Origin of the sequence: Curtobacterium sp. 24E2 (assembly GCF_016925595.1) — a bacterium.
Taxonomy (GTDB): Bacteria; Actinomycetota; Actinomycetes; order Actinomycetales; family Microbacteriaceae; genus Curtobacterium.
This window is the reverse complement of record NZ_CP068987.1, coordinates 2,715,167-2,726,508: the sequence shown is the minus strand read 5'-3', so window position 1 is coordinate 2,726,508 and position 11,342 is coordinate 2,715,167. Positions and strand designations below refer to the sequence as shown.

General features: G+C 71.1%; 9 protein-coding genes and 2 pseudogenes. All 11 read left to right on the top strand.

What is annotated here, in order from left to right:
- Positions 1–221 precede the first annotated feature (221 nt).
- The 11 genes and pseudogenes from efp to rpoZ all read left to right on the top strand — a co-directional run bounded on the left by efp (position 222) and on the right by rpoZ (position 11,342).
- Entirely contained in the window at positions 222–785 is a 564-nt protein-coding gene (gene efp, locus JN350_RS19615) for an elongation factor P (RefSeq protein ID WP_111083909.1), read from the top strand.
- A gap of 11 nt (positions 786–796) precedes the next feature.
- Positions 797–1,249, top strand: a complete 453-nt coding sequence (gene nusB / locus JN350_RS13400) for a transcription antitermination factor NusB (protein ID WP_027465744.1) — start codon at positions 797–799, stop codon at positions 1,247–1,249.
- 24 nt (positions 1,250–1,273) lie between these two features.
- Positions 1,274–1,801 (top strand): annotated as a pseudogene (gene pyrR, locus JN350_RS20970) (bifunctional pyr operon transcriptional regulator/uracil phosphoribosyltransferase PyrR); the annotation flags it as partial.
- A gap of 70 nt (positions 1,802–1,871) precedes the next feature.
- Positions 1,872–2,831, top strand: a complete 960-nt coding sequence (locus JN350_RS13390) for an aspartate carbamoyltransferase catalytic subunit (RefSeq protein WP_205462501.1) — start codon at positions 1,872–1,874, stop codon at positions 2,829–2,831.
- Positions 2,828–4,186 carry a dihydroorotase gene (locus JN350_RS13385; RefSeq protein WP_205464462.1) on the top strand — a complete coding sequence of 453 codons (1,359 nt, stop codon included), beginning with the start codon at positions 2,828–2,830 and terminating at the stop codon, positions 4,184–4,186. The genes JN350_RS13390 and JN350_RS13385 overlap by 4 nt, the downstream gene beginning before the upstream one ends.
- Positions 4,183–4,746: a PH-like domain-containing protein gene (locus JN350_RS13380; RefSeq protein WP_205462500.1), complete on the top strand. Its 564-nt coding sequence runs from the start codon at positions 4,183–4,185 to the stop codon at positions 4,744–4,746. Before JN350_RS13385 ends, JN350_RS13380 begins: the two co-directional genes overlap by 4 nt.
- On the top strand, positions 4,743–5,942 hold the full coding sequence (gene carA / locus JN350_RS13375) for a glutamine-hydrolyzing carbamoyl-phosphate synthase small subunit (RefSeq protein WP_205462499.1): 1,200 nt from the start codon (positions 4,743–4,745) through the stop codon (positions 5,940–5,942). Before JN350_RS13380 ends, carA begins: the two co-directional genes overlap by 4 nt.
- Positions 5,942–9,235, top strand: a pseudogene (gene carB, locus JN350_RS13370) (carbamoyl-phosphate synthase large subunit). The gene carA and the pseudogene carB overlap by 1 nt, the downstream one beginning before the upstream one ends.
- Positions 9,232–10,116, top strand: coding sequence for an orotidine-5'-phosphate decarboxylase (gene pyrF / locus JN350_RS13365; protein WP_275897990.1), 885 nt, complete (start codon positions 9,232–9,234; stop codon positions 10,114–10,116). Before carB ends, pyrF begins: the two are co-directional and overlap by 4 nt.
- Positions 10,113–11,051 (top strand): guanylate kinase, encoded by a 939-nt coding sequence (gene gmk / locus JN350_RS13360; protein ID WP_205462498.1) that lies wholly within the window; start codon positions 10,113–10,115, stop codon positions 11,049–11,051. Before pyrF ends, gmk begins: the two co-directional genes overlap by 4 nt.
- 27 nt (positions 11,052–11,078) lie before the next feature.
- A complete protein-coding gene (gene rpoZ / locus JN350_RS13355; RefSeq protein WP_114849971.1) occupies positions 11,079–11,342 on the top strand; it encodes a DNA-directed RNA polymerase subunit omega in 264 nt (87 codons plus the stop codon).

The following is an 11,342-nucleotide window of genomic DNA, read 5'->3' as shown; positions in this document are numbered from 1 at the left end:
ACCTGGCGCTGCCCGCCCGACCGGACGCGGCGATCTCGACCGCGGTGGCCGGGGCACTGCTCGGGGAGCGGCCGTGGTGCTGCTCGGCTGGGCGGCGATCGACTCCTGGCGCGCCCGGCGACGGCGCTGATGGCGACGGGCGGGCGTCCGCTACACTCGTCCGGGGCCCAGCGCGGCCCGAAGACCTTTCACAACACGACCGAACGGGACACCGAAGACTCATGGCCAGTACCACTGACATCAAGAACGGCGCCGTTCTCATCATCGACGGCCAGCTGTGGTCGGTCGTGGAGTTCCAGCACGTCAAGCCCGGCAAGGGTGGCGCGTTCGTCCGCACCAAGCTGAAGAACGTCGTCTCCGGCAAGGTCGTCGACCGCACCTTCAACGCCGGTGCGAAGATCGACACCGCCGTGGTCGACCGCCGCGACTACCAGTTCCTCTACGAGGACGGCGACTCGTACGTGTTCATGGACACCGACACCTACGACCAGATCCCGGTCTCGGCGACGGTCGTCGGCGACGCGAAGAACTACCTGCTCGAGTCCGCGATGGTCACCATCGCGATGAACGAGGGCAACCCGCTCTACGTCGAGCTCCCGACGTCGATCGTGACCGAGGTCGAGACCGAGCCGGGCCTGCAGGGCGACCGCTCCTCCGGCGGCACCAAGGACGCGACCATCATCGCGACCGGTCACCGCATCCAGGTCCCGCTCTACCTCGAGAGCGGCACCACGGTGAAGATCGACACGCGCGACGGCAGCTTCCTCGGCCGCGTCAACTCCTAGGCGACGTCCGTATGAGTGCTCGTTCGAAGGCCCGCAAGCGCGCCCTCGACATGCTGTACGTGGCCGAGGTGCGTGAGCTCCCGATCGCGGACGTCCTGGCCACCGAGACCGTCCGTCACCTGGACCAGCCCGAGCGTGCCTCGAGCTGGGACTACGCACGGCAGATCGTGACGGGCGTCGACGACGCCCGTCACGAGATCGACTCCGTCATCGTCGACCACGCCCAGGGGTGGTCGATCGCCCGGATGCCGGTCCTCGACCGCTGCATCCTGCGGATGGCCGTCTGGGAGCTCCGGTTCAACCCGGAGGTGCCCGACGCCGTCGCGATCGCCGAGGCCGTCGAGCTCGCCCAGTCGCTCTCGACGGAGGACTCCGCGGGCTTCGTGAACGGTGTCCTCGGAGCCGTCGCCGGCGGTCGTGCACCGTCCGGTCGGACGGTCGCAGGGGACCAGGAGTCCCGCTAGGCTTGTGCACGTCAGCATCCTTTAATGCCGTCCAGTGAGGCGGGGAAGGGGGTCGACGTGGGTACCAGAACGGTCCTGCAGCAACCCGACATCACGCGTGCTCTGACGCGCATCGCACACGAGATCCTCGAGGCCAACCACGGCGGCTCGGACCTCGTCCTCCTGGGCATCCCGACCCGGGGCGCCGTGCTCGCCGAACGGCTGGGCCGCGTCCTGGCGGACATCGAGCCCGAGTGGCAGTCCGCGCGGGCGGGCATCGGATCCGAACGGGTCGGCACGCTCGACGTGACCATGCACCGGGACGACCTCGGGCACGGCATCGGTCGTGCCCCGCACCGCACGGTCATCCCCGCCGGTGGCATCGACGGCAAGGTCGTCGTGCTCGTCGACGACGTCCTGTACTCGGGCCGCACGGTCCGGGCAGCGCTCGACGCCCTGCAGGGGATCGGCCGGCCGCGCGCCGTCCGGCTCGCCGTGCTCGTCGACCGCGGCCACCGCGAGTTGCCGATCCGGGCGGACCACGTCGGCAAGAACCTGCCGACCGCCTCGGACGAGCGGGTCACCCTGCACCTGTCCGAGACCGACGGCGACGACACCGTGTTCATCGAGCAGGGGTGGCGTGATGCGGCACCTGCTCTCCACCGCCGACCTGTCGCGCGACCAGGCCGTGCACATCCTCGACGTCGCCGAGGAGATGGCCGAGGTCAACACGCGCGAGGTCCGGAAGCTCCCGGCCCTGCGCGGCAAGACGGTCGTGAACCTGTTCTTCGAGGACTCGACGCGCACGCGCATCTCGTTCGAGGCCGCGGCGAAGCGCCTGTCGGCCGACGTCATCAACTTCGCGGCCAAGGGCTCGAGTGTCTCGAAGGGCGAGTCCCTCAAGGACACCGTGCAGACCCTCGGCGCGATGGGCATCGACGGCATCGTCATGCGGCACGGCGCGTCCGGTGCGCCACGCGTGCTGGCCGACGCCGACTGGATCGACGTCCCCGTGGTGAACGCCGGCGACGGCACGCACGAGCACCCGACGCAGGCGCTGCTCGACGCCTTCACCATGCGTCGTCGTCTGCACGGTGCCGGGTCGCGCGGACAGGGCCTCGACGGCGTCCGGGTCCTGATCGTCGGAGACGTGCTGCACAGCCGTGTCGCCCGCTCGAACGCGTGGCTGCTCCGGACCCTCGGTGCGAGCGTCACCTTCGCCGCACCGCCGACGCTGTTGCCCGTCACCACGACCCCGTTCGGCGCAGCGGTGCACCACGACCTCGACGCCGCCCTGGCCGAGGACCCGGACGTCGTCATGACGCTCCGGATCCAGCAGGAGCGGATGGACGACGCGTTCTTCCCGAACCCGCGAGAGTACACGCGGCACTGGGGCCTGACGGCAGCGCGGTTCGCGCGGCTGTCCGAGCGCACGCTGATCATGCACCCCGGTCCGATGAACCGCGGTCTGGAGATCGCCGGCGTCGCAGCCGACGACCCCCGATCCACCGTGGTCGAACAGGTCGAGAACGGTGTCTCGGTCCGCATGGCGGTCCTCTACCTGGCCCTGACCGGCACCGAACCGAAGGAGTCCGCAGCATGACCGCTCACCTGATCCGCGGCGCGCAGCTGGTCGACGGCTCGCGCGCCGACATCCGACTGCAGGACGGCCGCATCACGGCGATCGGGTCCGGTGTGGACGCGGGCGGCGCCACGGTCGTCGACGCCGACGGGCTCATCGCCCTGTCGGGCCTCGTCGACCTGCACACCCACCTGCGCGAGCCCGGGCACGAGGAATCCGAGACGGTCCTCACCGGCTCCCGCGCCGCGGCGGCCGGAGGCTTCACCGCCGTCAACGCGATGGCCAACTCGAGCCCGGTCGCCGACACCGCCGGGGTCGTCGAGCAGGTGCAGGCACTCGGAGACGACGCCGGCTACGTCACCGTCCGCCCGATCGGTGCGGTGTCACAGGGGCTGCAGGGCACGCACCTGTCCGAGATCGGCGCCATGGCGACGAGCAGGGCCAAGGTCCGGGTCTTCTCGGACGACGGCTCCTGCGTCGCCGACCCGCTGCTCATGCGCCGTGCGCTCGAGTACATCAAGGGCTTCGGCGGCGTGCTCGCGCAGCACGCGCAGGAACCCCGACTGACCATCGGCGCGCAGATGAACGAGGGCCGCCTGTCGTCGGAGCTCGGACTGGCCGGCTGGCCGGCCGTGGCGGAGGAGGCGATCATCGCCCGCGACGTCCTGCTCGCCGACCACGTGGGCGCGCGGCTGCACGTCTGCCACGTGTCGACCGCCGGCAGCGTCGAGGTGATCCGCTGGGCCAAGTCCCGCGGCATCGACGTCACCGCCGAGGTCACCCCGCACCACCTCGTGCTCACCGAGGACCTCATCGCCGGGCACGACGGCGCCCCCGGGTACGACGCCCGCTACAAGGTGAACCCGCCGCTCCGTGCCCAGGAGGACGTCGACGCCCTGCGCGCCGCCCTGGCCGACGGAACGATCGACATCGTCGCGACCGACCACGCGCCGCACACGGCCGAGGCGAAGTGCTGCGAGTGGCCGGCGGCGGCGAACGGCATGGTCGGCCTCGAGTCGGCCCTCAGCGTCGTGCAGTCCGCCGTCGTCGCGTCGGGGCAGCTCGACTGGGCCGACGTCGCCCGGGTCCTGTCCGAGGCGCCGGCACGCATCGGCCAGGTCGAGGGCCACGGCCAGCGCATCGCCGAGGGCGCACCCGCCGAGATCACGCTCTACGACCCGACGGCCAGCCGTGAGTTCGCGGTCGCCGACCTCGCCGGCCAGTCGCAGAACTCGCCGTACCTCGGCATGACCCTGCCCGGCCGGGTCGTCGCCACGTTCCACCTGGGCGCGCCGACGGTGCTCGACGGCCGTCTCGTCGACGCCGACACCGTCGCCGCGCACGCCGCGGCCCTCCGGACGGGGGCGCGCGCATGAGCGGCGACGCCGCACGCTGGCTGCTCGGCGGGGTGATCCTGCTCGCGGTGGCGGCGCTCTTCGTCGCCATGGCGCGCACCTGGCGGACGCGGAGCAGGAAGCAGGCGGAATCCGTGCCTCCCGTCCCCGTCCCGACCACGGTCGGACCGGCGGCCGGGTCCTGGGACGGTTTCTCCGTCGCGACGACCCGTGCGGACCAGCCGCTGGAACGCATCACCGCCGGCGGACTCGGGTTCCGGGGTCGCGGCGGCGTGGACGTCCACGCGACCGGTGTGGTCCTGCGACTCGCCGGCGCGGACGACCGCTGGATCGAACGTGCCGCGGTCCGCGGGGCCGACCGATCGACGTGGGCGATCGACCGGGTGGTCGAGCCCGGGGGACTGGTCCGTCTGCGATGGACGGCGACCGGCGCCGCAGGTGCGACGGACCTCGACACGTACTTCCGGTTCCCGGAGGGCGACGCAGCCGCGCTGCTCGCCCTGCAGGGACTGACCGAGACCGGGCCGCAGGCGACTGCGGCCGATGCCCCGCGAACCGCGGGCGAAGGGAAGAAAGCATGACACGCGAACGGGCCGTCCTGGTCCTCGAAGACGGCACCCGGTACGACGGCTGGGCCTACGGCGCCCGCGGGCGCACGCTCGGCGAGGTGGTCTTCGCGACCGGCATGACCGGCTACCAGGAGACGCTGACCGATCCGTCCTACGCCGGCCAGATCGTGGTGCAGACCGCGCCGCACATCGGAAACACCGGTGTCAACGACGAGGACCCCGAGTCCCGTCGCATCTGGGTCGCCGGGTACGTGGTGCGCGACCCCAGCCGCGTGGTCTCGAACCACCGCGCGAACGCGTCGCTCGACGACCACCTGGTGCGCGACGGCATCGTCGGCATCTCCGGGATCGACACCCGTGCGCTCACGCGCCGCATCCGCGACGCCGGTGCCATGAAGGGCGGCGTGTTCAGCGGTGCCGACTCGACGCTGTCGGAGTCGGAGCAGCTGGACGCCGTCCGGTCGCAGGCCACCATGGCCGGCGCGAGCTTCTCGGCGATCGTGTCCACCCCGGAGACCTACGTGGTGCCGGCCGAAGGTGAGCAGATCGGCCGGCTGGCCGTGCTCGACCTGGGTGTGAAGGCCTCGACCACCCGCTACCTCGCCCAGCGCGGGTTCGAGGTGCACGTCGTGCCGCAGGACATCTCCGCTGCGGCGCTCGAGGAGCTCGCACCGGACGCCCTGTTCTACTCGAACGGCCCCGGGGACCCCGCTGCGTCGGACGCCCAGGTCGAACTGCTGCAGGGCAGCCTGCGGACCGGACGTCCGTTCTTCGGCATCTGCTTCGGCAACCAGCTGCTCGGCCGCGCGCTCGGCTTCGGCACCTACAAGCTGCCCTTCGGCCACCGCGGCATCAACCAGCCGGTGCTCGACACCACCACGGGCAAGGTCGAGATCACGAGCCAGAACCACGGTTTCGCGGTCGATGCTCCCCTGGGGCAGGTCCTCGAGTCGCCGGCCGGGTTCGGCCGCGTCGAGGTCTCGCACTACTCGCTGAACGACGACGTGGTCGAGGGCCTGCGGGCGCTCGACGTGCCCGCGTTCAGCGTGCAGTACCACCCCGAGGCCGCCGCTGGTCCGCACGACAGCATGTACCTCTTCGACCGGTTCGCGGACCTGGTGCGCGCGCGACGTGACGGGGAGCCGCTCGACGCGGCCACCGCCGACGCGACCACTCCCGCAGCAGACATCACCAAGGAAGCGAACTGATGCCCAAGCGCGCAGACATCAACTCCGTCCTCGTCATCGGTTCCGGCCCGATCGTCATCGGTCAGGCCGCCGAGTTCGACTACTCCGGCACCCAGGCGTGCCGCGTCCTCCGGGCCGAGGGCGTCCGGGTCATCCTCGTCAACCCGAACCCCGCGACGATCATGACCGACCCCGACTTCGCCGACGCGACCTACATCGAGCCGATCACGAACGCGTGCCTCGAGGAGATCATCCGCATCGAGAAGCCGGACGCCGTCCTGCCGACGCTGGGCGGCCAGACCGCGCTGAACGCGGCGATCGCGCTCGACGAGGCCGGCATCCTCGCCAAGCACGGTGTCGAGCTCATCGGCGCCAAGGTGGACGCCATCCAGCGCGGAGAGGACCGCCAGCTCTTCAAGGAGCTCGTGCTCGAGTCCGGCGCCGACGTGGCCCGGAGCCACATCGCCCACACGCTGGAAGAGGCGAAGGAGTTCGCGAAGGACCTCGGCTACCCGCTCGTCGTCCGCCCGTCCTTCACCATGGGCGGTCTCGGTTCGGGCTTCGCGTACGACGAAGCCGAACTCGTCCGCTTCGTCGGCGACGGGCTGCAGTCCAGCCCGACCACCGAGGTCCTGCTCGAGGAGTCCATCCTCGGCTGGAAGGAGTACGAGCTCGAGCTGATGCGCGACAACTACGACAACACCGTCGTCATCTGCTCCATCGAGAACGTCGACCCGGTCGGCGTGCACACCGGCGACTCGATCACCGTCGCCCCGGCGCTCACGCTCACCGACCGCGAGTACCAGAACATGCGCAACATCGGCATCGACATCATCCGCCGCGTCGGTGTCGACACCGGTGGTTGCAACATCCAGTTCGCCGTCGACCCGTCGAACGGCCGCCTGATCGTCATCGAGATGAACCCGCGCGTCTCCCGCTCGTCGGCCCTGGCATCGAAGGCCACCGGCTTCCCGATCGCGAAGATCGCCGCGAAGCTCGCCATCGGGTACCGCCTGGACGAGATCCAGAACGACATCACGAAGGTCACCCCGGCCAGCTTCGAGCCGACGCTCGACTACGTGGTCGTGAAGACCCCGCGGTTCGCGTTCGAGAAGTTCCCCGCTGCGGACGCCACGCTCACCACGACGATGAAGAGCGTCGGCGAGGCGATGGCGATCGGCCGCAACTACGCGACGGCGCTGCAGAAGTCACTGCGCTCGCTCGAGAAGCGCGGCTCGAGCTTCCCACTGGGACACCCCGGCGGCGGCGCTCGACAAGGACGCCCTGCTCGCGAAGTCGTCCATCCCCACCGACGGCCGGATCGTCACGGTGCAGCAGGCCCTGGTCGCCGGCGCCACCGCCGACGAGGTCTTCGAGGCGACGAAGATCGACCCGTGGTTCATCGACCAGATCGTGCTCATCAACGAGGTCGCCGCCGAGGTCGCGGCCGCCGACGAGCTCGACGCGGACACCATCCGGTGGGCCAAGGAGCACGGCTTCAGCGACACCCAGATCGCGGCGCTGCGCAGCACCCCGGTGCACCCGGTCAGCGAGCAGCAGGTCCGCGACGACCGGCACGCCCTCGGCATCCGCCCCGTCTTCAAGACCGTCGACACCTGCGCCGGCGAGTTCCCGGCCCTGACGCCGTACCACTACTCGTCGTACGACGCCGAGACCGAGGTGGTCGCGAGCGACCGCAAGAAGGTCGTCATCCTGGGCTCCGGCCCGAACCGCATCGGCCAGGGCGTCGAGTTCGACTACTCCTGCGTGCACGCGTCCTTCGCGCTGAGCGACGCCGGGTTCGAGACGATCATGATCAACTGCAACCCCGAAACGGTCTCCACCGACTACGACACCTCGGACCGCCTGTACTTCGAGCCGCTCACGGCCGAGGACGTCCTCGAGGTCATCGAGGCCGAGGCGGCATCGGGCGAACTGGTCGGCGTCGTCGTGCAGCTCGGGGGCAGACCGCCCTGGGCCTGGCGAAGCCGCTCGAGGCGGCGGGGATCCCGATCCTCGGCACGAGCCCGACGGCGATCGACTCCGCCGAGGAGCGCGGCCAGTTCTCCGCCATCCTCGACGCCGCGGGGCTGCTCGCGCCGCGCAACGGCACCGCCCACGACCTGGCGAGCGCGACCGCCGTGGCCGAGGAGATCGGCTACCCGGTGCTCGTCCGCCCGTCCTTCGTGCTCGGCGGCCGCGGCATGGAGATCCTGTACGACTCCCCGTCGCTCGCCGACTACTTCGACCGGATGGCCGACCAGGCGATCATCGGCCCGGAGCTCCCGCTGCTCGTCGACCGGTTCCTGGACGACGCGGTGGAGATCGACGTCGACGCGCTCTTCGACGGTGAGCGGCTCTACATCGGCGGCATCATGGAGCACCTGGAAGAGGCCGGCATCCACTCCGGCGACTCCGCCTGCACCCTGCCCCCGGTCGGCCTCGGCCGTGCCGAGATCCAGGGCGTCGTCGACGCGACCGAGAAGATCGCCCGCGGCATCGGCGTGCAGGGGCTGCTCAACGTCCAGTTCGCCATCGGCGCCGGTGTGCTCTACGTCCTCGAGGCGAACCCACGAGCCAGCCGCACGGTCCCGTTCGTCTCGAAGGCGCTCGGCATCCCGCTGGCCAAGGCCGCGTCCCGCATCATGACCGGCACCAGCGTCGACGAGCTCGTCGCCGAGGGCATGCTGCCGGCCAGCGACGGGGCGTTCGTCCCGATGGAGGCCCCGGTCGCCGTCAAGGAGGCCGTCCTGCCCTTCCGCCGCTTCCGCACCCGCGAGGGCCAGGTCGTCGACTCGGTCCTCAGCCCCGAGATGCGCTCCACCGGCGAGGTCATGGGCATCGACCGCGACTTCCCGCGGGCGTTCCTCAAGTCGCAGGACGCCGCGTACGGCGGACTGCCGACCAGCGGCACGGTCTTCGTGAGCGTCGCGGACACCGACAAGCGCGCCATCGTGCTGCCGGTGCACCGCCTGCAGCAGCTCGGCTTCACGATCATCGCGACCGAGGGCACGGCGGAGATCCTCCGCCGCAACGGCATCGAGGTCGGCATCGTCGGCAAGTACAGCCAGGGCGGCGAGAGCGTCGTCGACCTGCTGACGCGCAACGAGGTCGACATCGTCATCAACACGCCGTCGGGTGCCGCCGGTCGTGCGGACGGGTACGAGATCCGTGCGGCCACGGTCGCAGCGGACAAGCCGCTGTTCACGACGATCGCGCAGATCGGTGCCGCGGTCGCGGCGATCGAGACGATCGGCACGCCGCTCAACGTCCGGAGCCTGCAGGACTACGCGCGGGAGCGCGCCACCTGGTGAGCGACGGACGATCGGGAGGCCCGGCCTCCTTCGGCGATCGGCTCGCGTCCGCGATGCGCGAGCGTTCACCGGTCTGCGTCGGCATCGACCCCCACGCCACCACCCTGGCGGCGTGGGGGCTCGGCCGCGACGAGCGGGGCCTGACCGCCTTCGGTGCGGCCCTGGTCGACGCGGCCGCCGGCCGCGCGGCGATCGTGAAGCCGCAGATCGCCTTCTTCGAGGCGGCGGGGGTAGCGGGCTACCGCGCGCTCGATGCGACGATCCGTCGGGCACGTGATGCGGGCCTCCTGGTCGTCGCCGACGTGAAGCGGGGCGACATCGGGTCGACCGGTGACGACTACGCACTCGCGTGGCTCGACCGTGACGGGCCGTTCGCGGCCGACGCGATGACGGTGTCGCCGTACCTGGGCTACGGCTCGCTCAGCGGCACGGTCGACGTCGCCCGGCGGAACGGTGCCGGCGTCTTCGTGCTCGCCGCGACGAGCAACCCGGAGGCGCGGGTGCTGCAGACCGCGGTCCTGGCGGAGGGCCCGCGTGCCGGGCGGTCCGTGGCTGCCGGTATCGTCTTGGACGTGGCAGACGACAACCAGGCCGCGGGCGACCAGGCCCTCGGCGACGTCGGGCTCGTGCTCGGCGCGACCCTTCACCTCGACGACTTCGGCATCGACGCGGACGCCATCGGCACCGCGCCGGTCCTGGCCCCGGGCTTCGGTGCCCAGGGTGCCCGGATCGAGGACCTCCGTGCGCTGTACGGTGCACGCGCCGAGCAGGTGCTCGTGAGCGAGTCGCGCGGTCTGCTGACCGACGGTCCGGACGGGGTCGCGGCACTCGTGTCCGACCGCGCCGACCGGATCCGCGCCGCCCTCGGGGCCGCAGCATGACCGCCGACGGCGACCGCACCGACGGCACCGACCTGCCGGCCCACCGCACGCCACCAGAGGTCGACCGCGTCGCGGCGGCCCAGGCCGCGGTCGCCGCGCGACGCGCCCGGGCCGCGGTCAAGGCCGCGATCGCGTCGGGGGAGCGCTCGGCACTCGAGGTCGCTCGCTCGGCATGGGACGACGCCCTCGTCGACACGACCTCGGCGGAGCGCTCGCTCCGGGTGCGCGACCTGCTCGTCAGCCTGTCCGGCATCGGTCCGGCGCGTGCCGAGTCGATCATGGGCACGCTGCGCATCGCGCCGTCGAAGCGCCTCGGGGGCCTCGGCACCCGGCAGCGCACGGCACTGGCCGACTGGCTCGCCGCCCGCGGTCGCAAGCGCGGTGCCTCGAAGCTCGTCGTCCTCGCCGGGCCGACGGCGGTCGGCAAGGGCACGGTGAGCGCGTACATCCGCGAGCAGTACCCGGACGTGAACCTCAGCGTCTCCGCCACCACGCGCAAGCCCCGCCCCGGCGAGGTCGACGGCGTGCACTACTACTTCGTCGACGACGCCGAGTTCGACCGGATGATCCGCGAGCGCGAACTGCTGGAGTGGGCCACGGTGCACAACTCGTACCGGTACGGCACCCCGCGGCCGCCGATCGACCGAGCGCTCGACGCCGGCGAGCGGGTCATGCTCGAGATCGACCTGCAGGGTGCTCGCCAGGTCCGTGACGCCATGCCCGAGGCCGTGCTCGTGTTCCTCCTGCCCCCGACGTGGGAAGAGCTGGTGCGTCGACTCATCGGCCGCGGCACCGAGTCGCCCGAGGAACAGGCGCGTCGACTCGACACCGCGAAGGTCGAACTCGCCGCCCAGGACGAGTTCGACGTGCGGATCGTGAACTCCGATGTCGGCACCGCGGCACGACAGGTCGTAGACTTGTTCTCTGCGCCCTGACGGGTGCACCGACGACGAGGAGACTCCATGGCCAACCCCCAGGGCATCATCGACCCGCCCATCGACGACCTGCTCAGCAAGGTCGAGTCGAAGTACGCGCTCGTCATCTTCGCTTCCAAGCGCGCGCGTCAGATCAACGACTACTACGCCGACCTGCACGAGGGCTCGCTCTTCGACAACGTCGGCCCGCTCGTCGACTCGACGATCGACGACAAGCCGCTGTCCGTGGCTCTCCACGAGATCAACGAGGACAAGCTCACCGTCACCAAGCAGCAGCAGCCCTCCGACTGA

What these genes read in the sequence shown, in the direction of transcription:
- efp (WP_111083909.1), top strand. Translation starts at nt 222, where the DNA reads ATGGCCAGTACCACTGACATCAAGAACGGCGCCGTTCTCATCATCGAC.
- nusB (WP_027465744.1), top strand. Translation starts at nt 797, where the DNA reads ATGAGTGCTCGTTCGAAGGCCCGCAAGCGCGCCCTCGACATGCTGTAC.
- JN350_RS13390 (WP_205462501.1), top strand. Translation starts at nt 1,872, where the DNA reads ATGCGGCACCTGCTCTCCACCGCCGACCTGTCGCGCGACCAGGCCGTG.
- JN350_RS13385 (WP_205464462.1), top strand. Translation starts at nt 2,828, where the DNA reads ATGACCGCTCACCTGATCCGCGGCGCGCAGCTGGTCGACGGCTCGCGC.
- JN350_RS13380 (WP_205462500.1), top strand. Translation starts at nt 4,183, where the DNA reads ATGAGCGGCGACGCCGCACGCTGGCTGCTCGGCGGGGTGATCCTGCTC.
- carA (WP_205462499.1), top strand. Translation starts at nt 4,743, where the DNA reads ATGACACGCGAACGGGCCGTCCTGGTCCTCGAAGACGGCACCCGGTAC.
- gmk (WP_205462498.1), top strand. Translation starts at nt 10,113, where the DNA reads ATGACCGCCGACGGCGACCGCACCGACGGCACCGACCTGCCGGCCCAC.
- rpoZ (WP_114849971.1), top strand. Translation starts at nt 11,079, where the DNA reads ATGGCCAACCCCCAGGGCATCATCGACCCGCCCATCGACGACCTGCTC.